This window comes from Staphylococcus sp. HMSC034C12 (assembly GCF_001835895.1).
Taxonomy (GTDB): Bacteria; Bacillota; Bacilli; order Staphylococcales; family Staphylococcaceae; genus Staphylococcus; species Staphylococcus hominis.
The window spans coordinates 1-26,737 of record NZ_KV826330.1 but is presented as its reverse complement, the minus strand read 5'-3'; the positions used below and the strand labels follow the sequence as shown (position 1 = coordinate 26,737).

The window sequence follows — 26,737 nt, the reverse complement described above, 5'->3', positions numbered from 1 at the left end:
CCTTCTTCTTGTGATTCCTCTGCTGTTGATTCTTCCTTACTGTTAGTTTCGTTACTTTCTTGTTGTGATTCTTCTGTGTTGCTAGTTTCATCGTTGGTATGATTAAATTCTTTTATGTTTTGATTTTCATTACTTAGTTCAATTTTAGAATGCTGAGTGTCAGAAGTTTTTTGTAGGTTTACTTTCTGATCTACGTCTTCACTCTCTATATTAGAAGAGGTTTCAGCATAACTATAGTGACTGAATATAGTTGCACTTATAGCAAAAATAAGACTTGTTCGAATAACATTTTGTTTTATCATTCTGAGACCTCCTCTTATTTTTAACAGTTTTAGTATAAAGAATAAAAACATATCATGCATGCATATAAACAAATTGATAAAGAATATTAATATTTATGAAATTTTTTGTTATATAATAATTTACTTATTCCAGTATAAATTTTATACTGGATATATTAAAAAAAGGAGATTATTTGATGGGACTATTTGATAAAGAAAACACAAAACCATTTTTAACTGAAGTTGAAAACAGACGTACAATTTATAAAACTAAAACATCTATTTCTATTAGTGATGAAGAATTAGAGGAAATGATTGAACATATTGTAAAATATATGCCTTCAGCTTTTAATTCACAATCAACACGTATCGTTTTATTACTTAATGATCAACATATTAAATTCTGGGAAAATGCTAAAACTGTACTCAAAGATGTAATGGGACCAGATCGCGACTTTGAACCTACTAATCAAAGAATTAATGGTTTCGAGCATGCCTACGGAACTATTTTATATTTTGAAGATGAAGATGTTATAAAATCATTACAAGAACAAATGCCATCATATGCTGATAATTTTGCTAACTGGGCTGTTCAAACAAATGCTATGCATCAATACGCAATTTGGACTGCACTAAGTTCAAAAGGTATCGGCGCATCGTTACAACACTATAATCCACTAGTTGATCAAGTTACAATACAAACATTTGATATTCCAGCATCATGGAAACTTGTAGCACAAATGCCATTTGGTGATATTGAAGAACAAGCTGGTGAAAAAGAAATTCATCCTACTGATCAACGATTTATTATTAAAAAATAATAAATTTAAATTTATCAATGAAGCATATTACAGTTAAGTCATTTTACCTTAATTGTAATGTGCTTCATTTTGCTTTTCATAGCCAAATTTAGTAAATTGAAATTATTAAGCAGGTTGAGGAGTGGTTAAAGTGAAAATACAAATATTCCAATTTTATGTCGAATATGGAAATGTTGAGAAAAATGAACAAAAAATTTCAGAATGGTTTAATACTCAATTAGATGCTGATACTGAAGTTGTTGTGTTGCCAGAAATGTGGAACAATGGCTATGCTTTAGAAGAATTAAATGAAAAAGCAGATCAAGCATTATCACGTAGTTTTCCTTTTATTTCGAATCTTGCTCAAACATATCAAGTTGACATCGTCGCAGGATCTGTTTCAAATAAACGAAATAATAAAGTTTATAATACTGCTTTTACTGTATCTAAAGAAGGTCGTCGTATTAACAAATATGATAAAGTTCATTTAGTTCCAATGCTAAATGAACCAGAATTTTTAGAAGATGGAAAAACAGTTCCAGAACCATTTGCTTTATCATCAGGTGCTCTCGCCACTCAAATTATATGCTATGACTTAAGATTCCCTGAATTGCTAAGATACCCATCTAGAGAAGGTGCTCAAATCGCATTTTATATCGCCGAATGGCCAACATCTCGGCTTAATCATTGGAGAAGCTTACTTCAAGCTAGAGCTATAGAAAATGATATTTTCATCGTCGCATGTAATGGCACAGGTCATGATGGAAATACTGAATACGCTGGACATTCAATGGTTATCAATCCTAATGGAGATATTCTTGATGAGTTAAACAGAGAAGAAGATACTATTTCAATTGATATCAACATTCAAGAAGTATCACGTCAAAGAGATGCTATTCCAATCTTTAGAAATTTAAAACCTCATTTATATAAATAAAAAAAGTCGTGAGCTTGGGAGAGACTCACGACTTTTAATTAAGGGAATGATTTACAGTTATTTTTCAATTTTTTGGGGATGTTATTAATTATGAAAAATTACATTGCATAACAATGTTTTGATAGCTTGCATATTGAAAATAATTACCTTCTATTCAGAATAGCTAAGTTAATTATTTTCTACTGAGTTAACACTTCAGCGAGTATTATGCATTTTTCATCAATAAGTTGGGATAGCTTATTAATGAATAGAACTACACGAAGAAATAAATAAATGAAATATTTCACTATGAAAATCGATATTATCGAATAACCCATTGGTCTCGATCATCACAAATACATAGTCAAACTACACAAACATTCCTTACAACTCATCGATAAATCAACTTTTAATTTCGCAACTACTAACAAAATCAAAAAAAGATTTATTCGAATAAAACAAAGACTAACAATTTAAAGACTAAGATTATTAAGTTTATATCACTTTAATGTGATATGAGTATATTAAAACATAACATTCATTTAAGTTATTAAAAATTTCTTAACTTGCATCTTTTTCTACTAAACTGTTTATTTTTATATGGTAAAATATGAGTTATCGAATTACTTTTACAGTTAAGTATTAAATTTTAACAGTTAAGCATTATTTTACAGACTAATTGCACAAAATTGTATAATATAGTCAAGGAGAGTGGCACAATATTGAAAGCAATTGATGATAAAATTGAGCACTTTGCATCTTATTTACAAGAGAAAAACAACCTTGATCATATCCAATTCTTAAAAGTACGATTAGGCATGCAAGTGGTTGTTAGTAATATTGCTAAAACAATTGTGACATATGGTGCTGCGCTCATATTCCATACATTTTTGTATACTTTAATCACACACATTAGTTATTTTTTAATTCGACACAATGCACACGGAGCGCATGCAAAGTCTACTTTGCTATGCCATATTCAAAATTTAATTTTATTTGTTGGTTTACCATGGCTCATTGCTTACTATCATATTAATATGGGTATCATGTATAGTGTTAGTGGTATTGCATTATTACTGATTATTATTTATGCACCAGCTGCCACTAAGAAACAACCCATACCCGAACGACTAAAACCTCGCAAAAAAATAAAGTCTATTATTTTAGTAGTGGTTTTAATCATTATTTCTATTATAGTACCAGAGCCATATAAACAATTAATTTTATTAGGTATGATACTTGAAAGTACAACACTATTACCATTCTTTTTTCCTAGGGAGGATTATTAATTATGACATTTATTACAGATTTATTCATTAAACTATTCTCATTAATCTTAGAAACTGTTGGTACACTCGCTTCTTATTCACCTTGCGCAACTTATTTTGATGAACCAGAGGTCCCTGAAGAGTTAACAAATTTAGAAAGATAGTATTTTAAGAAAGTGTGTGTGCCATGGATTTATTATCTAATGTACCTTTAGCTTTATTTCAAGGTTTTCTCCTTTTTATAATTGCTAAAATAGTTTCAAATATTAAATATAAAACAAGGGATTATTTAATCGTTTTAGCGATTATAATCCCTTCTGCTCTTTTGTATTATTTTTTCGGAAGTATATCTATATTATATTTACTTATCAGTTGCGGAATATTTTTTTATTATAAAATAAAGTTTTATTCTATAATCACAGTTTTGGGCAGCGCAATATTAATGTTTTTAAGTAATTTTATCGTTTTCTTTTTAATAATTTTTATTGAAAATACATTAGATAATCAGTATTTAATTTTAATGATATATTTAACTTTGTTTTCATTAATCTCTATTATTCTTGCTTATACTTTTAAAATTGTATTTAAAAAATTTAAGCAATCCTATCTATCTATTAATAAAACTTATTTAATTATTATTACAATTGTTTTAGTTTCATCATTTATCATTTTACTAATATATTCGCAAACACCTAGAATTAATAATGCTTCTTTAAAAATTTATGGGCTAATTTTTATTGGAATAATTATATTTTTCATCACCTTAATCATTATAATTTCTAGATATACATTACGTGAACTTCGATACAGACGTAATATGGAAGAAATTGAAACGTATTATGAATACACACTACAAATAGAATCGATTAATAATGAAATGCGTAAGTTTAGACATGATTACGTCAATATTCTTACTACAATGTCAGAATACATAAGAGAAAATGATATGGATGGTTTAAAGACATATTTTAATGACAATATTGTTCCTATGAAAGATAACCTTCAAATGAACTCAATCAAAATTAATGGTACGGATAATTTAAAAGTGCGTGCTATTAAAGGATTAGTAACAACTAAAATTTTACAAGCTCAAGAAAAAAATATACCTATTAGTATTGAAGTGCCAGAGTTAATTGATCATATTGAGATGAATACAGTTGATTTAAGCCGTATCATTGGGATTATCATTGATAACGCTATTGAGGCTTCAGAAGAATTAGAAGATGCCTTAATTAGAATTGCATTCATCAATGTCGAAACGTCAGTCATGTTTATTGTTATGAATAAATGTAAAGAAGATATGCCGAAAATCCATGAATTATTTCAAGATTCCTTTTCAACTAAAGGAGATAACAGAGGACTTGGTCTAACGACTTTAAAAGACATTACTGATACTACTGAAAACGTGTTACTTGATACTACTATAGAAAATGGCTACTTCGTTCAAAAAGTAGAAATTATACATAATATGCCATAAGGATGTGAAAAAATGAAAATATTCATTTGTGAAGACGATGTGAAACAACGTGAAAATATGGTTTCAATTATTAATAACTATATAATGATTGAAGAAAAACCGATGGAAATAGCGTTAGCGACAGATGATCCTTATGAAATTATTGAACAGTCAAAAGAAATGAATGATGTTGGATGTTATTTTTTAGATATACAATTAGAAGCTGATATTAACGGTATTAAACTTGGAAGTGAAATTCGAAAGTATGATCCTATTGGGAATATCATCTTTGTTACAAGTCATAGTGAACTCACTTACCTAACATTTGTCTATAAGGTATCTGCAATGGATTTTATTTTTAAAGATGATCCTAATCAACTTAAAACGCGAATAATAGATTGTATTGAAACTGCTCATACACGTTTAAAATTACTTTCAAAAGAAAGTAATGTTGAGACAATTGAATTAAAGCGTGGTAGCAATTCAATATATGTACAATATGATGATGTCATGTTCTTTGAATCGTCTACAAAATCCCATCGTTTAATTGCGCATCTTGATAACCGTCAGATTGAATTCTACGGAAATCTTAAAGAATTAGCACAACTCGATGATCGTTTTTTCAGATGTCACAATAGTTTTGTTGTAAATCGCCATAATATCGATTCAGTCGATTCTAAAGAACGAATTGTAACTTTCAGAAACGGTGAGCATTGCTATGCCTCTGTACGTAATGTTAAAAAGATATAATATTAAAACCCCTTCATTTTAATATCTGAAGGGGTTTCTTAATCTCTTTTTTAAAGTTCTTCAATAACTTCTTCTAAACTTGGAATACTTTCGATAGCGCCATACTTAGTAGTTACTTTTGCAGCTACTAAATTACTAAATTTTAAAATTTCTTCTCCTTTTCCTTTAAATAGAGAAGTAATGTCTGTTAATTCTGTATTTAAAATTCTATTAATGACTGCACCAATAAACGCGTCTCCAGCACCAGTAGTGTCAACAGCTTCAACTTTATACCCTTGATGATGAATAATTGTCCCATCTTTTAAATAAGCTGTTGCTCCTTTGTCTCCTTGTGTATAGATAACTACTTCAACATTTCCTTTAAATAAAGATTGAATCGCTTTATGTTCATCACTTATTCCAGTAACAAATTCAATTTCTTCATCTGAAATTTTAATAATATTTGCTTTGGGAAGAAATGATTGAATAGTCACTTTACATGCTTCTGCGCTATCCCATAGTGGTAATCTAACATTTGGATCAAATACTATCATCCCATGAGCCGCTTCAAATTTTTCAATCATAGCAAGATGTGCATTTTTCATATCACATTCAATTAAATCAACAGAACAAAAATGTAGAACATCTTGATTAGAAACATTGATTTCATCTAAATTCGAAGCATGATAAAGCATGTCAGCTGATGGTTTACGATAAAAAGAAAAATCTCGTTCTCCATTTTCTTTTAAACTAACGAAAGCGAGTGCAGTATTAGCTGTATTTGTTCGTTTAATATATGTTGTACCAACGCCTATTTTTTCTAACGTCTCTACAATAATATCTCCAAAAGCGTCATTACCTAGTTGTGTAACCATTTCTGTACTACTACCTAATTTTTTAGCCACACTTGCCACATTAGCAGGTGCCCCGCCAACTTGTCGACTAAATTGCGTTACATCTTTAAGTTCAATATTTGTTCTATTTGGAATAAAATCGATTAATGCTTCACCAATAGCGTATAACTTTCTCATTTATTTATCTCTCCCTAAGTCATATTTAGTAAATTTCAAATAAACTTGACCTGTTTCTGTAGATGTGCGAATTGCTGTAGCATTTTCATCAGGAAAAATTCTTGATGTCAAGACACGCTCTCCATCATTACAAAAAATTTCAATACTTGAAGTATCCACAAAAATGTGTAATTGCTTTAATGGCGAATCTAAATATGTAGATCTTGTCACACCTTCAACATTACTAGGTAATGCACCACTTTCTGATCGATCTAATGTAATCTTTTGCTCCCTAGTATTATAAGAAATTAATGTTGAATTTAACTTAGATGCTCTTAATTCAAAATATATTTCTGTTGCTTCATTTTCTAAAATATCAATAATAAGCTCATATTGCGTACCTTCATAAGGATGAAGTGTTGTATTATATTTGTTAGCATAACCTAATGCTGTTTCTTTATTTTGACGTAACGTCTCTAACGCTTTCAAAGGACGTTGGCGTAACCGTCCTTCTTCGATTGTTAACTCTCTAGGTATCGTTAAACAATGTGCCCAACCTTCTTCATCTGTAGGATATTGAGTATCTGGTAATCCCATCCACCCAATTAAAATACGCCTACCATATTCATCTATAAATGTTTGTGGCGCATAAAAATCAAAACCATTATCAAGTTCCATAAATGTATCATGTTTGAATTCTAATGTATCGAAATTTAAATGACCGATTAGATATCCAGATTGATAAATATTTCTATATTTTTCATCTTTTGCATCAATACCTTGAGGACTAAAAATAATTACATCTTGTCCATTTAAACTAAAATAGTCTGGACATTCCCACATATAGCCAAAATCTTCTAGTTCGGTTGTAATTTCTCCAATATATTCCCATTGATCAATCTGTCGATGTATCATTTTGTACAAAAGTAAACGTCCTAATTCTTGTTGGGTTTGGACACCTAATATTGCATAATATTCTTCATGATGTTTAAATACTTTTGGATCTCTAAAATGACTTGTATATCCTTCAGGTTGATGAGCAATCACAGGCTTATTTAATTTTTCGATTGAACCATCTTGTTTTACTTTTGCAATCATTTGACTCGCATATCTTTTCCATTCTTCATCTCGATGATTACCTGTATACATATAATATAAGTTTCCTTCAAATTCAAAAGCACTTCCACTGTATACCCCATGACTATCATAAATCGTATCAGGTTTTAATATGGGACCATTTGGTTCAAATGTCACTAAATCTTTACTAGTATAATTAAACCAATATTTCAGTCCATGCACGGCACCCAATGGAAACCACTGGTGAGATACATAGTATGTTCCGTTATAAAACATTAATCCATTAGGATCGTTTAATAAACCTGTTTCAGGTTGAATATGAAAGTGTTGACGATAGCTTGATTGTTCTATTCGATGCTTTAACGCTTCTAATTCATCTTTGTTCACATCTTCAATACGACGATAGCGTTGTTCTCTTGACCACTCAGTCATATTAGGCCTCCTAAATCATTAGTATTAATTTTATCATTTAATATCGTAACGGTAATTAGTCTTAAGACTTTACAATCCATGATTTAAAAAGCGGGAAATTGTATTTACAATACTCCCGCAAACTTTGCAATATCTGATATATTTTTTAATAGACTAATCATCTAAATTAATATCAACATAATATTAATTTTATCATATCGTGATTATCTTCAAATACTGTTTTACTAATGAAACTTCAACATTTTAAATATATATCAATACCTTTTATGTAATTTATTTAATTCCCCATAAAAATATGCCTTTTCACCATGCACAAGTTGATCTAAACCTGTCATATCTTCTTCAACAGTCGTAGCAAGGGACATAAAAATTGATAATATCTTTCCAATAATAAAAGTTATAATAATCGAGTAAAGTACTACTACTATAACTGCAATACATTGTATCCATATAGTATGTAAATGACCAGTATAGATTAATCCATCTAATATATCTTTATTAACTTTATGTGATTGAAATACACCAGTCAATATTGCACCAATCACACCTCCAACACCATGAATACCAAAGGCATCAAGTGTATCATTATATCTTAATTTTTCTTTTATAGAATTGACCACAAAATAACATGCTATACCACCAATCATAGAGATAATGTATGCACTTAAGTAGTTTACAAATCCAGCTGCTGGTGTAATGGTTACGAGTCCTGACAGTACACCTGATAATAAACCAAGTAAGCTTAACTTTTTATTAGAAAAGTATTCAAGAATCAACCAACTAAATGCTCCTCCACTCGCAGCAATGATAGTATTTACAAACGATATCACTGCTATATCATTTAAAGTAAACGCACTTCCTGTATTAAAACCGTACCATCCTATCCAAACAAAAATACCACCTATAAGTGTAATAAGTAAATTATTCGGCTGTAGTTTCTCTACTTTTTTTCCGTGACCTATCATTATTGCTAATACTAATCCTGATACTCCCGATGTAATATGTACTACGGTACCTCCAGCATAATCTAAAGCATCAAGTTGTTGAATCCAACCACCGCCCCATACCCAATGAGCTACAGGACTGTAAATCATAATTACCCATATAAATATAAAAATAGTAAAAGGAATAAATCTCATTCGCTCAGCAATTGAACCTGATAAAATGGAAACCGCAATAGTACAAAACATCATCTGAAATAACATAAATAAGGCAAACGGAATATGTGGACTAAATTGAACATTCGTATTAAATCCTACATGTTGCAAACCAATAAAATCAAAATTACCTATCCAATCATTTCCATGACCAAAACTCAAAGAAAATCCAATGACCACCCATGTAAACGTAACAATAATTATAGCAGCCATACTTTGCATCACTGTATTTAAAACATTTTTAGATTGAACTAAGCCTCCATAAAATAAACTCAATCCTGGTGTCATTAACCAAACTAATAAAATACATAGAAATAAAAAAATTGTGTCATCCATCTTCATTTTTACCACTTCCTTAAAAACATCATATTAATAGTTTTTAAGAATAGCAAAAACACGTAAGATTAAATGACACAATTTGTTATATTACATTACATTTATAAAGAAAAACTTAAGCTTTTTGAACAGTGATTGTCCATGAAGCATCATCAAGTTGTTCATAGTTTGTTACAGGATACCCTTGTTCAGCTGCCCAGTTTGGAATGGCTTCAGTTGCTTGAGTGCAATCAAAGTCTATTTTTAATTCGTCACCATTTTTTAATGTTTCCATTAAATTAATATATTTATAAAAAAGCTATAATGCAAATGCATTTTAGCTTTAAAAAATAATTTAATATTAATTTGAAGAGTTTTTCATAAAGAATAATAGTGATTGTAATTCGATACCTAAATCGATATGATGAACTTGAACATCATTTGGCACATCAATTCTAGCAGGAGTAAAGTTTAAGATACCTTTTACGTCAGCCTTAATAAGTCGATCTGAAACAGATTGTGCCACACTTCCTGGTGTAGTAAGAATCACTACATTAATATTTTGTTTTTGAAGTTCAGATGAAATATCATCAATATGCTTTACTGTCACTTTTCCAACTTTTGTACCAACAATATCTTTATCAATATCAAATGCAGCTGTAATTGTCATTTCATCATGTATTGAAAAATTGTAAGTAAGTAATGCACGTCCTAAATTCCCTACGCCAACAATAGCAATATGAATATTATTACTATCGCTAATCTCCGTTTTAAAGAATTCTAAAAGACTCTCAACGTTATAGCCATATCCTTTCTTACCTAACTCACCAAAATAAGAAAAATCTCTTCTTATCGTAGCTGATTCAATATCTAAAGCCTCACTAATTGTTTTAGAACTCACACGATCAATACCTTTGATTTTCAATGAATTAACAAATCGATAATATAAAGGTAAACGTTTTAATGTAGCGCGAGGTATTTTTGATTGATTTTGAGGCATATGCAATGTCCCCCTTTTGTTTGAACTTTTTAATCTATATATTCAAACTAACTAGAGTGCAATTAGTTATTTTAGTGAAATATATATAATGCCTATTATGGATACTGCAATATTATACCGTAACCTATTTCAAAAATAAATATCTTAGTTTCCTAAGCATACCTTATATTGTAAAATGATATAATAATGTCAAATTTAAAGTTAAATAAATGTGATTGTTACATAGATAGAAAGGTGAAACTTGAATGATACTTTTACAATTAAATGATATTTCAAAATCGTTTGATGGTGAAGATATATTTAATCATGTTAATTTTGAAGTTAAAACTGGAGAACGTATTGGCGTAGTAGGAAGAAATGGCGCTGGAAAATCAACGTTAATGAAGATTATTGCAGGTGTTGAAGATTATGATAGTGGCCATATTTCAAAAATCAAGAATTTACGCATTGGTTATTTAACTCAACAAATGACACTTGATTCTTCTCTGACTGTAATTGAAGAAATGTCAAAACCATTTGAACATATTAAGCATATGGAAACGCTTATTAATGATGAAACTGATTGGTTAGCCGCTCACGTTGATAGTTATGATTCAGAAGATTATAAACAACATATGGAGCGTTATGAATCATTATCTAATCAATTTGAACAACTTGAAGGTTATCAATATGAAAGTAAAATTAAAACAGTATTGCATGGTTTAAACTTTACTGAAGAAGAATTTGATAAACCCATTAATGATTTTAGTGGCGGACAAAAAACACGTTTATCTTTAGCACAGATGCTTTTAAGTGAACCCGATTTATTACTATTAGATGAACCTACAAACCATCTTGACTTGGAAACAACTAAGTGGTTAGAAGATTATTTAAAATATTTTAAAGGTGCCATCATTATTATTAGTCATGACAGATACTTCTTAGATAAAATTGTAACTCAAATATATGACGTTGCTTTAGGAGATGTGAAGCGTTATGTAGGTAATTATGAGCAATTTATTACTCAACGTGATAAATACTATGAATTAAGAATGCAAGAATATGAAAAACAACAAGAAGAAATTAAACGCCTTGAAACTTTCGTGGAAAAAAATATTACTCGAGCTTCAACAAGCGGTATGGCTAAAAGTCGTCGAAAAACATTAGAAAAAATGGAACGTATCGATAAGCCAATGATGGATGCTAAAAGTGCTAATATCCAGTTTGGATTTGATAGAAATACTGGCAATGATGTGATGCATATCCGTAATCTAGAAGTAGGTTATCAATCCTCTATCACTGCTCCTATTAATATTGAAGTTACAAAAGGAGACCATATTGCTATTATTGGACCTAATGGAGTTGGAAAGACTACACTTATCAAAACAATTGCAAATCGTCAAAAAGCATTAGGTGGAGAAATTACTTATGGTGCTAATTTAAACATAGGATATTACGATCAAAAACAAGCAGAATTCAAATCTAATAAAACAATATTAGATTATGTTTGGGATCAATATCCTATGATGAATGAAAAAGATGTCCGCGCTATTTTAGGACGATTTTTATTCGTTCAAGATGACGTCAAAAAAGTTATTAATGATTTATCAGGGGGCGAAAAAGCACGTTTGCAATTAGCTTTACTTATGTTACAACGTGATAACGTTTTGATACTCGATGAACCTACTAACCATCTTGATATAGATTCTAAAGAAATGTTAGAACAAGCGTTAAAAGATTTTGAAGGTACAATTTTATTTGTTTCCCATGATCGATATTTTATTAATCAACTAGCAAATAAAGTATTTGATTTAAATAAAGATGGTGGTCAACTGTATTTAGGTGACTATCAATATTTTATTGAGAAAACAGAAGAAGCTTCTGCGTTAAAGGAATTTGAAGCGGAACACAATAAAGATGAAACGCTTGATTTAGAAGACACCGATTCGTCAACAACTAATACGTATGCTTCTCAAAAACAATATAAGAGAGAATTACGAAAAATTGAGCGTCAAATTGAGCAATGTGAAGAACAAATCGAAAAATATGAAGAACAAATTACTCAAATTGATCAACAATTGACTCAGCCTGATATTTTTAATGATCCTATTAAGGCAAATGAACTTGCTGAGCAGAAATTAAGTACCGAACGACAATTAGAGAATGTTATGGCTGAATGGGAAGAATTGCAAGAAAAAATTTAATATATCTAAGAAAAACTAGTAAAAGTATCAAATTTTTACTAGTTTTTTTATTTATTTCATTCACAAATTTATAAACAACTAAAATACTGATATATCAGTTATCCACGAACTTATCCTAGTTATCAACAACGTGAATGATAATAATTTACATAACTTTTACACAACATTCAAACTATATTCACACCTTTACCCCCTTTTTATCCACAAGATATTAACTATTTGTTGATAAGTACACACGTTCTCTATTGACATATATCATATATCAATACATTAACCTAATTAAATAAAAAAGTAATTGAAACTTATTTGATTTTAAGTTCAATTACTTTTTACTTTATTATTCAACTGTTACATCTTCAATATCAATATTATTTTTTCCATTTAAATCTAGAGATGAAGTTACTCCAGCTTTATAGTAATAATATCCAGCAGCCCCAATCATAGCAGCATTATCTGTACATAACTTTGAATTAGGTATTGAAAGTTTAATGTTATTTTCTTTACACAAATGATTTAATCGTTCTCTTAATCCTTTGTTACTAGCTACTCCGCCAGCTACAATAAGGTGTTCAACATGATAAGATTTACAAGCATTAATAGCCTTTGTACTTAATACATCGACAACACTATCTTGGAAACTGGTAGCAACATCTTCTTTATTTATGTCTTCATTTTTTTGTCGCTGATTGTGTAACTTATTAATCACTGCACTTTTTAATCCACTAAAGCTAAAATCATAACTATCTTTTTCAAGCCATACTCTAGGAAAATGGTATGTGTCCTTTCCTTCCAAAGCAAGTGCATCTATAGCTGGGCCTCCTGGATATGGTAAATCAATTGTTCTTGCTACCTTATCATAAGCCTCTCCTACAGCATCATCTCGTGTTTCACCAATGACTTCAAAATTTAAATGTGATTTCATATAAACGAGTTCTGTATGTCCACCCGAAACGATTAATGCTATTAAAGGAAAGGTTAACGGTTCTTCAAGATGATTAGCATAAATATGTCCAGCAATATGATGAACAGGAATGATTGGCTTATTATAGGCAAATGCTAAAGCTTTTGCTGCATTAATTCCTATTAGAAGTGCCCCTATTAATCCAGGCCCTTGTGTAACAGCTACGGCATCGATATCTTCCATAGTAGCATTAGCTGAAGATAACGCTTCATCAATTGTAGTCGTAATTCCCTCTACATGATGTCTACTTGCAACTTCAGGGACTACTCCCCCAAAACGTTTATGACTTTCTATTTGACTAAGTACAATATTAGATAAAATCGTATTTCCATTTTTTATAACACTTACACTTGTTTCGTCACAACTTGTTTCAACCGCTAATATTAATATGTCTCTATTCATTTAAATTCACCCACATCACTAATGCATCCTCGCCTTCTCCATAGTAATTTTTTCTTTTACCGCCATATTGAAACCCTAATTTTTTATATACATGTTGAGCTATCACATTCGTAATTCTCACTTCTAAACTCATCACATCACAAGTATGCCTAGCATAGTCCATCACATAATTAAGTAATAGCTGACCTAATCCATAGTCTCTGAATGATTCTTTGATTGCTATGGTTGTAATTTGAGCTTGATCAATTACTATCCATAATCCTAAATATCCAATAATTTCTTCTTGAAAAATAACAACAAAGTACTTTGCGAAGTTATTTTCATTTAATTCATGGTAAAATGCATCAATGGTCCATGAACTATCGTTGAAGCTTTCTCTCTCAATATCGAAAACACTTGGTACATCATCGACTTGCATCGCTCTAATAGTTAACTGTTCTTCTGTTGGTTTAACCAATTACGTTCCGCCTCTGACAATTTTATATAATTTGGTACAAACGTATGAATGTTCTCAGGTTGATGAATCAAGTGTTTCATGACAGTTGCATTAGGCAGTTTAGTCTCAATATCTCCATGTAGTAATTCAGATAATTTTTCCGTGTCCTCTCCTACAAACACATAAGGTTGATTTAAAGCATTGAGTTTTTTATGCAACGCTTCTAAAGAAATATATTGGTCTTTTTCAATTGTATTTAATTGATTATTTTCATATTGATATAATCCTGTATATACCGCTTGGCGACGAGCATCAAATATTGGTACGATAATTCTTTTATCATTCGTATCTATAGTAGCCGCTAATGCTTTTAACGATGAGACACCATATAATTTAGTATTCAAAGCATAGGCTAATGTTTTCGCTACAGTAACGCCTATTCTCACTCCTGTATAAGAGCCAGGTCCTTTTGCAACAACAATCCCATCTAATTCTTGTTTTTTTAAATTCGATTCATTAAATAAGGATTGAATACCAGGCATAAGTTGGCTCGAATGATCTTTTTTACTATTTGTTGTTTTTATTGCTAAAACCTCATCATCGTTCATCAAAGCAATTGACATGGGTTGATTTGAAGTATCAATTAACAGTAAGTTCATTGTCTATCTCTTCCTTTATTTTAGTATAATGATAGCCTTTTGCTGCTATATTAATTTGTCGTTGACTTTCATTTATAGTCGTAATATTAATCACTAAATACTCTTCTGGAAGGAACTCCTGTATAAATTGACTCCATTCAATTATTGTAACAGCGTCATCTTCAAAGTATTCATTAAATCCTAAATCTTCATCTGAATCTTCTAAGCGATAACAATCCATATGATGAAGTTTTAACTCCTTACCTTTGTATGATTTTATGATATTAAACGTAGGAGAATTAATATTACGCTTTACTCCTAGATATTTACCTATAAATTGAGTCAACGTTGTTTTACCAGCACCTAAATCTCCATTCAATAAAATGACATCTTTTGAACCAACATGTTTCATTAAAATTTTAGCAAAATGTTCCATCTCATCTAAATTTTTGATAGGTATCATGTATTGTTCTCTCTCCTCATGTTTATTTTACTCTTCATTATTTCATCTAAATTTAACTTAATAATTGTAACAAACTTTACTAAAAATTTCTCATTAATAAAACATAAATTATTCTTCTAAATTGTTAGAAAATTCTAAAAAGAGTATTGACTTTAATATCTGTTTAGTGTAAATTAAATTTATCAAATTTTTAAACAATTCTAACTATTCAAATAATCATCCATTCAAGAAAGGAGTATAATACCATGCAATCATTTACATATTCACTGTCACCACTAGAAAATTTAATTATTTTATTATACTCTTCAGGGCTGGAACTTTAGTAGCTTAATTTACTAAATGTTTAAGTCCTATTTCTCATTGAATGGGACTTAAAAACGTCCCAACTTTATTGGGGCGTTTTTTTATTTTAATAATTAGTAATTTATGGGGGAATGAATAAATGAGAAGTGACATGATAAAAAAAGGTGATCACCAAGCACCAGCAAGAAGCCTATTACACGCGACAGGAGCACTTAAAAGTCCTACTGACATGAATAAGCCTTTTGTAGCAATTTGTAATTCATATATCGATATCGTTCCTGGACATGTTCATTTAAGAGAATTAGCTGATATTGCAAAAGAAGCGATTCGTGAAGCAGGAGCAATTCCTTTTGAATTTAATACAATCGGTGTCGATGATGGAATAGCAATGGGACATATTGGTATGAGGTATTCCTTACCGTCACGTGAAATTATTGCAGATGCGGCTGAAACTGTTATCAATGCTCATTGGTTTGATGGTGTATTTTATATTCCTAACTGTGACAAAATTACACCTGGCATGTTATTAGCAGCTGTTAGAACAAATGTCCCTGCTATCTTTTGTTCAGGTGGCCCAATGAAAGCTGGTTTATCTGCTCAGGGAAAAGCTTTAACTCTATCATCTATGTTCGAAGCAGTCGGAGCTTTTAAAGAAGGTTCAATTACTAAAGAAGAATTTTTAGATATGGAACAAAATGCTTGTCCAACATGTGGATCATGTGCAGGAATGTTCACAGCAAATTCTATGAACTGTTTAATGGAAGTCTTAGGATTAGCACTTCCCTACAACGGTACAGCTTTAGCAGTAAGCGATCAACGTCGTGAAATGATTAGACAAGCAGCATTCCAATTGGTAGAAAATATAAAAAATGATATTAAACCTCGTGATATTGTTACAAAAGAAGCAATTGATGATGCATTTGCTTTAGATATGGCAATGGGTGGTTCAACAAATACTGTACTTCATACATTAGCAATTGCTAATGAAGCTGGAATTGAATATGACTTAGAAAGAATTAATGAAATTGCTAAAAAAACGCCTTATTTATCTAAGATTGCACCAAGTTCTTCTTATTCTATGCACGATGTTCATGAAGCTGGCGGATGTCCAGCAATCATTAATGAATTAATGAAAAAAGAAGGAACCCTACATCCAGATCGACTCACAGTTACTGGTAAAACATTAAGAGAAAATAACCAAGGTAAAGAGATTAAAAATTTCGATGTTATTCATTCTTTAGATGCTCCATATGATAAAGAAGGTGGATTGTCCGTCTTATTCGGTAATATTGCTCCTAAAGGTGCAGTAATTAAAGTTGGTGGTGTTGATCCTTCAATTAAAGTATTTAAAGGAAAAGCAATTTGCTTTGATTCACATGATGCAGCTGTAGAAGCAATTGATAATAAAACAGTTCGTGAAGGTCACGTAGTGGTCATTCGATATGAAGGACCTAAAGGAGGTCCGGGTATGCCAGAAATGTTAGCTCCTACATCATCTATCGTCGGAAGAGGTTTAGGAAAAGATGTCGCTTTAATTACGGATGGACGTTTTTCTGGAGCTACTCGTGGTATCGCTGTAGGTCATATTTCACCAGAAGCAGCCTCAGGAGGTCCTATTGGTCTGATTAGAGATGGTGATGAAATTACTATTGACTTAGTAAATCGAACTTTAGATGTTAATCAGCCTCAAGAAGAATTGTATAAACGTAAAGAAGAACTTGAGCCTTTTAAAGCTAAAGTAAAAACAGGTTATCTTGCAAGATACACTGCTTTAGTAACCAGTGCAAATACGGGTGGTATTATGCAAGTCCCAGAAAATCTTATTTAAATTTAAGGAGCGATAAATATGTCAAAAACAAAGGAAAGTAATAAACAAACTGAAACACTTACAACTCGAAGTGGTTCTGACTTATTAGTAGAAGCACTTGTACACGAAGATGTTGATTTCATTTTTGGATATCCAGGTGGCGCAGTTTTACCATTATACGATACATTTTATGATGAAAAAATTAAACATATTCTTGCACGTCATGAACAAGGTGCTACCCATGCCGCTGAAGGATACGCACGTGTTTCAGGCAAACCTGGTGTCGTCGTCGTAACAAGTGGTCCTGGAGCTACAAATGCTATCACTGGTATTACTGATGCTTATTGTGATTCTCTACCCTTAGTCGTATTTACCGGACAAGTGGCAACCCCTGGTATTGGTAAAGATGCATTCCAAGAAGCTGATTTATTATCAATGACGACACCAATTACAAAAGCTAATTACCAAGTTAAACATGTAGATGATATCCCTAGAATTGTTCACGAGGCATTCTATTTAGCAAATACTGGACGTAAAGGACCTGTAGTTATTGATTTCCCAAAAGATATGGGTGTTTTAACTTCTTCTGCTCCACTTGAAGAAAAAGTTCATTTACCTTCATATCAAGTAACTGAAAATCCAAATAAAGAAGATATTCAACAACTTTCTCAATATTTAAATCATGCAAAACAACCTGTTGTTTTAGCTGGAGCAGGTATCAATCACTCAAAATCAAATGCTTTATTAACCGAATTTGTTACTCACCATCAAATTCCTGTTGTTACAACTTTATTAGGTCTAGGTGCTATTCCATATGAAAATCCCCTTTTCCTTGGTATGGGCGGTATGCATGGCTCTTATGCAAGTAACATGGCACTCACTGAATGTGACTTACTCATTAATTTAGGTAGTCGATTTGATGATCGTTTGGCTAGTAATCCTAAGGAATTCGCACCAAATGCTAAAGTGGTACACATTGATATTGATGAATCAGAAATTAATAAAGTGATTCCTACAACACTCGGAATTGTTGCAGATTGTAAAAAAGTATTAGAAGCATTAGTTACTGAACATCAAAGTCATGCTACATACAAAGAATGGGTAGATCATTGTTTAGATAATAAATCAAAACATCCATTTAAGTACAAAGAAGCTAATGATACATTTTGTCGTCCACAAGAAGCGATTGAATATATTGGTAAAATCACAAATGGTGAAGCCATCGTCACTACAGATGTAGGTCAGCATCAAATGTGGTCAGCACAATTTTATCCGTTTAAACATCATAGTCAATGGGTTACAAGTGGTGGATTAGGAACAATGGGATTCGGTATTCCTTCAGCAATTGGTGCACAACTCGCAGCTCCAGATAAAACAGTTATTTGTTTTGTAGGTGATGGTGGATTCCAAATGACCAATCAAGAAATGGCGTTATTACCTGAATATCATCTAAATGTAAAAATTGTTTTAATTAACAACGGTACATTAGGAATGGTAAAACAATGGCAAGATAAATTCTTTAATCAACGTTTTTCACATTCTGTTTTCAATGATCAACCAGATTTTATTAAAATGGCTGAAGCTTACGGTGTTAAAAGCTTCTTAATCGATCACCCTAATAAATTAAAAGCGCAATTAGATGAAGCTTTTAATTATGAAGGTCCTGCTTTAATTGAAGTAAGAATTTCTCCAGCGGAACCTGTAAACCCTATGATTCCTAGTGGTAAAGCTAATCATGAAATGGAGGGCCTAGAATGAACCGAACTTTAAAATTAAAAGTAGCTGACCAAGTCAGTACGTTAAATCGAATCACAAGTGCTTTTGTAAGATTACAGTACAATATCAATGAATTATATGTAAAACCTGCTAGTGAAGATGGCATATCTGATATGACAATCAAAGTTCATATTGAGGATGAAGATGTATATCGAATTTTAATTACTAAATTAAAAAAACAAGTCAGTGTTATTAATGTTGAAGATGTGAATGATTAATTCTTAGATGATGCGCTAGCATTTTACATCAATTATCATATTTAATGTCTAACATCATAAAGTTAATTATTACCTTTTTAATATTCGCAATTTTTGAAATTTTTTAACTAATGGAGGAAAGTATTATGACAAAAGTTTATTATGATCAATCAGTAGAAAAAGATGCACTACAAGGTAAAAAAATCGCTATTATCGGTTACGGTTCTCAAGGCCATGCACATGCTCAAAACCTTAAAGATAACGGTTACGACGTAAGAGTTGGTATTCGTCCAGGTAATTCATTTAATAAAGCTAAAGAAGATGGATTAGATGTTTATCCAGTGGCTGAAGCAGTTAAACAAGCAGACGTTATTATGGTATTACTTCCTGATGAAATTCAAGGTAATGTATATAAAAATGAAATTGCTCCAAATTTAGAAGCTGGTAATGCATTAGCTTTTGCACATGGATTTAATATTCATTTTAACGTCATCGAACCACCTAAAGATGTAGATGTCTTCTTAGTAGCACCTAAAGGCCCTGGTCATCTAGTAAGACGTACATTTGTTGAAGGTTCAGCTGTGCCAGCATTATTTGGTGTTCAACAAGATGCTACAGGTCATGCACGTGATATTGCTTTAAGTTATGCAAAAGGTATTGGTGCTACACGTGCTGGTGTTATTGAAACAACATTTAAAGAAGAAACTGAAACTGACTTATTCGGTGAACAAGCTGTACTTTGTGGGGGAATTCATAAACTGATTCAAAGTGGTTTCGAGACATTAGTGGAAGCTGGATATCAAAAAGAATTAGCATATTTTGAAGTACTACATGAAATGAAACTGATCGTTGATTTAATGTATGAAGGCGGTATGGAAAATGTACGTTATTCAATTTCAAATACTGCTGAATTTGGTGACTACGTATCTGGTCCACGTGTCATTACTCCAGATGTTAAAGATAATATGAAAGAAGTACTTAAAGATATTCAAAATGGTAATTTCGCTAATCGCTTTGTTAAAGATAACGAAAATGGATTTAAAGAATTTTATGAATTACGTGAACAACAACATGGTCATGAAATTGAAGCAGTGGGTCGTGAACTAAGAAAAATGATGCCATTCATTAAATCTAAAAGCATTCAAAAATAAAATGTAAGGAGATGTTAAAAATGGAAAGCCATATTCAAATATTTGATACAACGTTAAGAGATGGAGAGCAAACACCTGGTGTGAATTTTTCATTTGATGAACGTTTAAGTATTGCTAAGCAACTTGAAAAATGGGGAGTCGATGTTATTGAAGCAGGCTTTCCCGCTTCAAGTACTGGAAGTTTTAAATCTGTAGAAGCAATCTCTAAAGCATTAACTACCACTGCAGTGTGTGGATTAGCAAGATGTAAAAAATCTGATATTGATGCTGTATATGAAGCAACAAAATGTGCTGCTAAACCACGTGTTCATGTATTTATTGCTACTTCCCCTATTCATTTAGAGCATAAGCTAAAAATGACTCAAGAAGAAGTCTTAGAATCAATTAAGGAACATGTCAGTTATGCTAAATCATTATTCGATGTAGTACAATTCTCACCAGAAGATGCATCAAGAACAGATCAAGCATTCCTTATAAAATCTGTTCAAACAGCTGTTGATGCTGGAGCTACAATAATCAATATTCCAGATACTGTTGGATATAGCTATCCAAGTGAATATGGTGCTATTTTTAAATCTCTTATTACAAATGTTAAATCAGAAAAAGAAATTATTTATAGTGCACATTGTCATGATGATTTGGGTATGGCAGTAGCAAATAGCTTAGCTGCAATTGAAAATGGCGCGAAACGCATTGAAGGTACTGTAAATGGTATTGGTGAACGTGCAGGTAATACTGCATTAGAAGAAATTGCATTAGCACTATACGTTCGCAAAGATCATTATGGTATTGAAACTAAATTAAAATTAGAGCAAACTAAATTGACTTCAGATTTAATTTCTAGATATGCAGGCATTCGAGTTCCAAGAAATAAAGCCATTGTTGGTCAAAATGCTTTCAGTCATGAATCAGGTATTCATCAAGATGGTGTTCTTAAAAATCCTGAAACGTACGAAATCATGACGCCTCAACTTGTTGGAATAAGTAAAAACGAATTACCTTTAGGCAAACTTTCTGGTAAACATGCTTTTGCTGAAAAACTTAAAACGTTAGGTTATGACATTGAACCTAAACAACAAATCGAGTTATTCAAACAATTTAAAGCAGTAGCAGATAAGAAAAAATCAGTATCTGACCGAGATATTCATGCGATTATTCAAGGTTCTGAACATGAACAAAATGCAATTTATCAAGTAGAAACTTTGCAATTACAATATGTTTCAAATGGTTTACAAAGCGCTGTTGTTGTCATTAAAGATAAAAAAGGTCATATTTATCAAGATTCAAGCATTGGTACAGGATCAATTGTTGCAATTTACAATGCTGTTGATCGTATTTTTAAAAAAGATAGTGAACTCATCGATTATAGAATTGATTCAGTTACTGAAGGTACAGATGCACAAGCTGAGGTTCATGTTGAGCTTGTTATTGAAAATCAACATGTTAATGGTATAGGTATCGATCATGATATACTTCAAGCTTCTTGTAAAGCATATGTAGAAGCTCATGCTAAATATATTGCCCAAGATTTAGAGAAAGTAGGTAATAAATAATGACATATAAAATTGTTGCTTTACCCGGAGATGGCATCGGACCTGAAATTTTAAATGGAAGTTTAGAGCTATTAGAAATAATAAGTAAGAAATACAATTTCACCTATAATTTAAAAAGTTATGATTTTGGAGGAGCCGCCATTGATACACATGGCACTCCCCTTCCTAATGAAACACTCTCTGCCTGTCAAGAAGCAGATGCGATTTTATTAGGAGCAGTTGGAGGACCAAAATGGACAGATCTTAATAATCGTCCAGAACAAGGATTATTAGCGTTACGTAAAAAGTTAGGGTTATTTGCTAATATTCGTCCTACTAAAGTGACTGAAGGTACCAGTCAATTTTCACCTTTAAAAGAAGAACGTGTTAAACATACAGACTTAGTTATAGTTCGTGAATTAACGAGTGGCATTTATTTTGGTGAACCTAGACATATGAATCATTCTGAAGCATTAGATTCTCTCACTTATACTAAAGCTGAAATAGAACGTATTGCTAAAGTTGCATTTGAATTAGCACGTACTCGTAATAAAAAAGTAACTTCTGTAGATAAAGAGAATGTCCTTGCTTCAAGTAAACTTTGGAGAAAAACTGTTACTGAAGTAAGCAAGTCTTATCCGGACATCGAATTAAATCATTTACTCGTTGATGCGTGTAGTATGCATTTAATTACTCATCCTTCACAATTCGACGTCATTGTTACTGAAAATCTCTTTGGTGATATTTTAAGTGATGAAGCTTCAGTAATACCTGGTTCACTCGGTTTATCCCCTTCGGCAAGTTTTAGTGAACACGGTACTAGACTTTATGAACCTATTCATGGTTCAGCGCCTGACATTGCTAATCAAAATCTTGCTAATCCATTTGGAATGGTATTGTCACTAGCAATGTGTTTAAGAGAAAGTTTAAATCAAAGTGTCGCAGCAGAAGAATTAGAACATGCTGTATATCATTTAATTAAAGTTGGTAAAACAACAAAAGATCTTGGAGGACACTATAAAACTTCAGAAATCTTTGAGTTACTTAAAAAAAGCTATCAATAAAGGGAGGTACATAAATAATGGCTCAAACATTATTTGATAAAGTTTGGAATAAACATGTCTTAACTGGTAACGAAGGCGAACCTCAACTCTTATACATAGATTTACATCTTATACATGAAGTGACCTCTCCTCAAGCTTTTGAAGGATTAAGACTTCAAAAAAGACAACTTAGACGTCCAGATTTAACCTTTGCAACTCTTGATCATAATGTTCCTACAATCGATATATTTAATATTAGAGATGAAATTGCTAATAAACAGATTACGACTTTACAGAAAAACGCCAAAGATTTTGGTGTACATATTTTTGATATGGGTTCAGATGAGCAAGGTATCGTTCATATGGTAGGTCCTGAAACTGGATTAACACAACCAGGTAAGACAATCGTATGTGGTGATTCACATACAGCAACTCACGGGGCATTTGGTGCTATTGCTTTTGGCATTGGAACAAGTGAAGTAGAACATGTTTTTGCAACTCAAACATTATGGCAAACAAAACCTAAAAATCTTAAAATTGAAGTTTCAGGTAAATTACAACCAGGTGTGTATGCTAAAGATATTATTTTACATTTAATCAATCAACATGGTGTAGATTTCGGAACAGGCTATGCACTTGAGTTTACTGGAGAAACCATTCAATCACTATCCATGGAGGGTCGAATGACAATTTGTAATATGGCAATTGAAGGTGGAGCTAAATACGGTATTATTCAACCGGATGAAACTACTTTTGAATACATCAAAGGTCGACCATATGCACAGAACTTTAATCAATCTATTGGAGAATGGCAGAAACTATATTCAGATGAAGATGCTCATTTTGACAAAGTGATTACACTTGATGTAACCAATTTAGAACCTCAAGTGACATGGGGCACAAATCCAGAAATGGGTGTAAATTTTAGTTCTCCATTCCCAGAAATTCAAAATATTAATGATGAACGTGCATACAACTATATGGGACTAAAACCTGGTCAAAAAGCAGAAGATATCGATTTAGGTTATGTCTTTTTAGGTTCATGTACTAATGCTCGCCTATCAGATTTGATAGAAGCAAGCCATATCGTAAAAGGAAAAAAAGTACATCCTAAAATTACTGCTATTGTTGTTCCTGGTTCACGTACAGTAAAAAAAGAAGCAGAATCTCTAGGGTTAGACAAAGTATTTAAAGAAGCAGGCTTTGAATGGAGAGAACCTGGATGTTCCATGTGCTTAGGAATGAATCCTGACCAAGTACCAGAAGGTGTCCATTGTGCCTCAACAAGTAATCGAAATTTTGAGGGTCGACAAGGTAAAGGTGCACGTACACATCTTGTTTCTCCGGCTATGGCTGCAGCCGCAGCAATAAATGGTAAATTCGTTGACGTAAGAAAGGTGGTTGTATAAGTAATGGATATTCAGCCTATCACCCAATATACAGGTAAAGTAGTCCCTTTGTTTAACGACAATATTGATACAGATCAAATTATTCCAAAAGTTCATCTTAAACGAATTACTAAAACTGGTTTTGGACCCTTTGCTTTTGATGAATGGCGTTATTTACCTGATGGATCAGATAATCCGGATTTTAATCTAAACAAACCAAAATATAAAGGTGCTTCAATTCTTATTACTGGAGACAACTTTGGTTGTGGTTCAAGTCGTGAACATGCTGCTTGGGCTTTAAAAGATTTTGGCTTTAATATTATTATTGCTGGTGGTTTTAGCGATATCTTCTATATGAATTGTACAAAAAATGGAATGTTACCTATTGTTTTAAATGAACAATCTAGAAAATATCTAGCCGATCAAAATAATATAACGGTTGATTTACCAAATCAAACTGTGTCAGCAAATAATCAATCTTTCCACTTTGATATAGATGAAACTTGGAAAGATAAACTTATAAATGGATTAGATGATATTGCTATTACATTAAAATATGAAGAATTAATAGAGAAATATGAGAAAACAATGTAAGGATGATAACAAATGGTTTTAAAGACAACGGTAACAGCTACTGATGTAGACGAAGCTTATTTACGTATAAAAGATGTTGTGAAAGAAACACCATTACAATATGATCATTATCTTTCACAAAAATATAATTGTAATGTTTATTTAAAAAGAGAAGACTTGCAATGGGTACGCTCATTTAAATTGCGTGGTGCTTATAACGCTATTTCAGTATTAGACACACAAGCTAAATCAAAAGGTATTACTTGCGCAAGTGCTGGTAATCATGCCCAAGGAGTAGCTTATACTGCTAAAGCATTAAATTTAAAAGCTGTTATCTTTATGCCAGTGACAACCCCTCTTCAAAAAGTAAATCAAGTTAAATTCTTCGGTGCAGAAAATGTAGAAATCGTTCTAACTGGCGATACATTTGATGATTGTTTAAAAGAAGCTTTAGTTTATACAGATGAGCATCATATGACATTTATTGATCCATTCAACAATGTTTATACTATCGCTGGTCAAGGGACATTAGCAAAAGAAATTTTATTAGAAGCAAAAAAAGAAAAGATTCAATTTGATTATCTCTTTGCAGCTATTGGAGGCGGAGGTCTAATATCCGGTGTAAGTACATATATGCATGAACATAGTCCACATACACAAATCATTGGCGTCGAACCTGCCGGAGCAAGTAGTATGTATGAATCAGTAGTAGTTCAAAATAAAGTTGTAACTTTAGAACATATAGATAAATTTGTTGATGGCGCTTCAGTAGCACGTGTTGGTGATATTACCTTTAATATTGTCAAACAATACGTCAACGACTACTTACAAATTGATGAAGGCGCAGTATGTTCTACAATTTTAGATATGTACTCTAAACAAGCAATAGTAGCAGAACCAGCAGGTGCATTAAGTGTATCAGCTCTTGAATTTTATAAAGACAATATTATAGGAAAAACTGTAGTATGCGTAGTCAGTGGTGGAAATAATGATATTAATCGTATGAAAGAAATTGAAGAACGTTCACTTTTATATGAAGAAATGAAACATTATTTCATTTTAAATTTCCCTCAACGTCCAGGAGCTTTAAAAGAATTTGTTAATGATGTTTTAGGTCCTCAAGATGATATTACTAAATTTGAATATCTAAAAAAAGCTTCTCAAAATACGGGTACTGTTATTATTGGCATTCAGTTAAATAATCATCAAGATTTAGAACAATTAAAACATAATGTCGATGAATTTGATCCATCAAATATTTATATTAATGAAAATAAAATGTTGTATTCATTATTAATTTGAAATAATATTAAAAACTTCTTCAGTATATTATTGAAGAAGTTTTATTATTTTTATCATTTTTTAGTTTAATACATTTACTCCTCAATTCATTAGTTTCAAAAGATTTATCTAAATTTCGACATAAAAAAAGAGACCTCACGG

General features: G+C 31.6%; 24 protein-coding genes and 2 pseudogenes. 16 read left to right on the top strand and 10 right to left on the bottom strand.

Features of this window, described 5'->3' with window-relative positions; all coding sequences use genetic code 11:
- A pseudogene (locus tag HMPREF2629_RS06255) lies at positions 1-302 on the bottom strand (hypothetical protein); the annotation flags it as partial.
- Between the two features lie 176 nt (positions 303-478).
- Here HMPREF2629_RS06255 and HMPREF2629_RS06250 point away from each other — a divergent pair.
- The 6 genes from HMPREF2629_RS06250 to agrA all read left to right on the top strand — a co-directional run bounded on the left by HMPREF2629_RS06250 (position 479) and on the right by agrA (position 5,471).
- The gene (locus tag HMPREF2629_RS06250; RefSeq protein WP_054105553.1) at positions 479-1,102 is read left to right on the top strand and encodes a nitroreductase family protein; all 624 of its coding nucleotides are present in this window, start codon (positions 479-481) and stop codon (positions 1,100-1,102) included.
- Between the two features lie 130 nt (positions 1,103-1,232).
- Entirely contained in the window at positions 1,233-2,018 is a 786-nt protein-coding gene (locus HMPREF2629_RS06245) for a carbon-nitrogen family hydrolase (protein WP_054105554.1), read from the top strand.
- A 701-nt stretch (positions 2,019-2,719) separates the two neighbouring features.
- Positions 2,720-3,286: an accessory gene regulator AgrB gene (locus HMPREF2629_RS06240; RefSeq protein ID WP_049379609.1), complete on the top strand. Its 567-nt coding sequence runs from the start codon at positions 2,720-2,722 to the stop codon at positions 3,284-3,286.
- Positions 3,287-3,288: 2 nt separating this feature from the next.
- Entirely contained in the window at positions 3,289-3,429 is a 141-nt protein-coding gene (gene agrD / locus HMPREF2629_RS06235) for a cyclic lactone autoinducer peptide AgrD (RefSeq protein WP_054105555.1), read from the top strand.
- Positions 3,430-3,452: 23 nt separating this feature from the next.
- A complete protein-coding gene (agrC, locus tag HMPREF2629_RS06230; RefSeq protein WP_070519325.1) occupies positions 3,453-4,742 on the top strand; it encodes a quorum-sensing sensor histidine kinase AgrC in 1,290 nt (429 codons plus the stop codon).
- A 12-nt stretch (positions 4,743-4,754) separates the two neighbouring features.
- Positions 4,755-5,471: a quorum-sensing response regulator AgrA gene (agrA, locus tag HMPREF2629_RS06225; protein ID WP_002455088.1), complete on the top strand. Its 717-nt coding sequence runs from the start codon at positions 4,755-4,757 to the stop codon at positions 5,469-5,471.
- 50 nt (positions 5,472-5,521) lie between these two features.
- Here the strand turns inward: agrA and HMPREF2629_RS06220 are convergent, their stop codons facing one another.
- The 5 genes and pseudogenes from HMPREF2629_RS06220 to HMPREF2629_RS06200 all read right to left on the bottom strand — a co-directional run bounded on the left by HMPREF2629_RS06220 (position 5,522) and on the right by HMPREF2629_RS06200 (position 10,441).
- Positions 5,522-6,481, bottom strand: a complete 960-nt coding sequence (locus HMPREF2629_RS06220) for a carbohydrate kinase family protein (RefSeq protein WP_048678788.1) — start codon at positions 6,479-6,481, stop codon at positions 5,522-5,524.
- Complete coding sequence (locus HMPREF2629_RS06215; RefSeq protein ID WP_054105820.1) at positions 6,482-7,969, bottom strand: sucrose-6-phosphate hydrolase; 1,488 nt, start codon at positions 7,967-7,969, stop codon at positions 6,482-6,484.
- Between the two features lie 254 nt (positions 7,970-8,223).
- Positions 8,224-9,468: an ammonium transporter gene (locus tag HMPREF2629_RS06210; RefSeq protein WP_054105819.1), complete on the bottom strand. Its 1,245-nt coding sequence runs from the start codon at positions 9,466-9,468 to the stop codon at positions 8,224-8,226.
- A 109-nt stretch (positions 9,469-9,577) separates the two neighbouring features.
- Positions 9,578-9,736 (bottom strand): annotated as a pseudogene (locus tag HMPREF2629_RS06205) (sulfurtransferase TusA family protein); the annotation flags it as partial.
- A 66-nt stretch (positions 9,737-9,802) separates the two neighbouring features.
- Entirely contained in the window at positions 9,803-10,441 is a 639-nt protein-coding gene (locus HMPREF2629_RS06200) for a redox-sensing transcriptional repressor Rex (RefSeq protein ID WP_017175284.1), read from the bottom strand.
- Positions 10,442-10,686: 245 nt separating this feature from the next.
- Here HMPREF2629_RS06200 and HMPREF2629_RS06195 point away from each other — a divergent pair, with 245 nt between their 5' ends.
- Positions 10,687-12,624: an ABC-F family ATP-binding cassette domain-containing protein gene (locus tag HMPREF2629_RS06195; protein WP_054105818.1), complete on the top strand. Its 1,938-nt coding sequence runs from the start codon at positions 10,687-10,689 to the stop codon at positions 12,622-12,624.
- A gap of 337 nt (positions 12,625-12,961) precedes the next feature.
- Here the strand turns inward: HMPREF2629_RS06195 and tsaD are convergent, their stop codons facing one another.
- Genes tsaD through tsaE form a run of 4 tightly spaced genes read right to left on the bottom strand, consistent with a single transcriptional unit; the run spans position 12,962 to position 15,524 of the window.
- Complete coding sequence (gene tsaD, locus HMPREF2629_RS06190) at positions 12,962-13,987, bottom strand: tRNA (adenosine(37)-N6)-threonylcarbamoyltransferase complex transferase subunit TsaD (RefSeq protein WP_017175286.1); 1,026 nt, start codon at positions 13,985-13,987, stop codon at positions 12,962-12,964.
- The gene (rimI, locus tag HMPREF2629_RS06185) at positions 13,980-14,405 is read right to left on the bottom strand and encodes a ribosomal protein S18-alanine N-acetyltransferase (protein WP_369963310.1); all 426 of its coding nucleotides are present in this window, start codon (positions 14,403-14,405) and stop codon (positions 13,980-13,982) included. Before rimI ends, tsaD begins: the two co-directional genes overlap by 8 nt.
- A gap of 11 nt (positions 14,406-14,416) precedes the next feature.
- A complete protein-coding gene (tsaB, locus tag HMPREF2629_RS06180; protein ID WP_017175287.1) occupies positions 14,417-15,082 on the bottom strand; it encodes a tRNA (adenosine(37)-N6)-threonylcarbamoyltransferase complex dimerization subunit type 1 TsaB in 666 nt (221 codons plus the stop codon).
- A complete protein-coding gene (tsaE, locus tag HMPREF2629_RS06175) occupies positions 15,063-15,524 on the bottom strand; it encodes a tRNA (adenosine(37)-N6)-threonylcarbamoyltransferase complex ATPase subunit type 1 TsaE (protein ID WP_017175288.1) in 462 nt (153 codons plus the stop codon). The genes tsaB and tsaE overlap by 20 nt, the downstream gene beginning before the upstream one ends.
- Positions 15,525-15,966: 442 nt before the next feature.
- On the opposite strand from tsaE, the gene ilvD reads away from it, so the two are divergent.
- The 9 genes from ilvD to ilvA all read left to right on the top strand — a co-directional run bounded on the left by ilvD (position 15,967) and on the right by ilvA (position 26,596).
- A complete protein-coding gene (gene ilvD / locus HMPREF2629_RS06170; RefSeq protein WP_002448260.1) occupies positions 15,967-17,655 on the top strand; it encodes a dihydroxy-acid dehydratase in 1,689 nt (562 codons plus the stop codon).
- Between the two features lie 18 nt (positions 17,656-17,673).
- Positions 17,674-19,392: a biosynthetic-type acetolactate synthase large subunit gene (ilvB, locus tag HMPREF2629_RS06165; RefSeq protein WP_049434597.1), complete on the top strand. Its 1,719-nt coding sequence runs from the start codon at positions 17,674-17,676 to the stop codon at positions 19,390-19,392.
- Complete coding sequence (locus tag HMPREF2629_RS06160; RefSeq protein ID WP_017175291.1) at positions 19,389-19,628, top strand: ACT domain-containing protein; 240 nt, start codon at positions 19,389-19,391, stop codon at positions 19,626-19,628. Before ilvB ends, HMPREF2629_RS06160 begins: the two co-directional genes overlap by 4 nt.
- Before the next feature lie 125 nt (positions 19,629-19,753).
- Positions 19,754-20,758, top strand: a complete 1,005-nt coding sequence (ilvC, locus tag HMPREF2629_RS06155; protein ID WP_002455079.1) for a ketol-acid reductoisomerase — start codon at positions 19,754-19,756, stop codon at positions 20,756-20,758.
- 20 nt (positions 20,759-20,778) lie between these two features.
- On the top strand, positions 20,779-22,311 hold the full coding sequence (locus HMPREF2629_RS06150) for a 2-isopropylmalate synthase (protein ID WP_048761694.1): 1,533 nt from the start codon (positions 20,779-20,781) through the stop codon (positions 22,309-22,311).
- Entirely contained in the window at positions 22,311-23,354 is a 1,044-nt protein-coding gene (leuB, locus tag HMPREF2629_RS06145) for a 3-isopropylmalate dehydrogenase (protein ID WP_054105817.1), read from the top strand. Before HMPREF2629_RS06150 ends, leuB begins: the two co-directional genes overlap by 1 nt.
- Positions 23,355-23,371: 17 nt before the next feature.
- Positions 23,372-24,742: a 3-isopropylmalate dehydratase large subunit gene (leuC, locus tag HMPREF2629_RS06140; RefSeq protein ID WP_049379602.1), complete on the top strand. Its 1,371-nt coding sequence runs from the start codon at positions 23,372-23,374 to the stop codon at positions 24,740-24,742.
- 3 nt (positions 24,743-24,745) lie between these two features.
- Positions 24,746-25,315: a 3-isopropylmalate dehydratase small subunit gene (leuD, locus tag HMPREF2629_RS06135; protein WP_019835770.1), complete on the top strand. Its 570-nt coding sequence runs from the start codon at positions 24,746-24,748 to the stop codon at positions 25,313-25,315.
- A 12-nt stretch (positions 25,316-25,327) separates the two neighbouring features.
- A complete protein-coding gene (gene ilvA / locus HMPREF2629_RS06130) occupies positions 25,328-26,596 on the top strand; it encodes a threonine ammonia-lyase IlvA (RefSeq protein ID WP_019835771.1) in 1,269 nt (422 codons plus the stop codon).
- Positions 26,597-26,737: the final 141 nt, after the last annotated feature.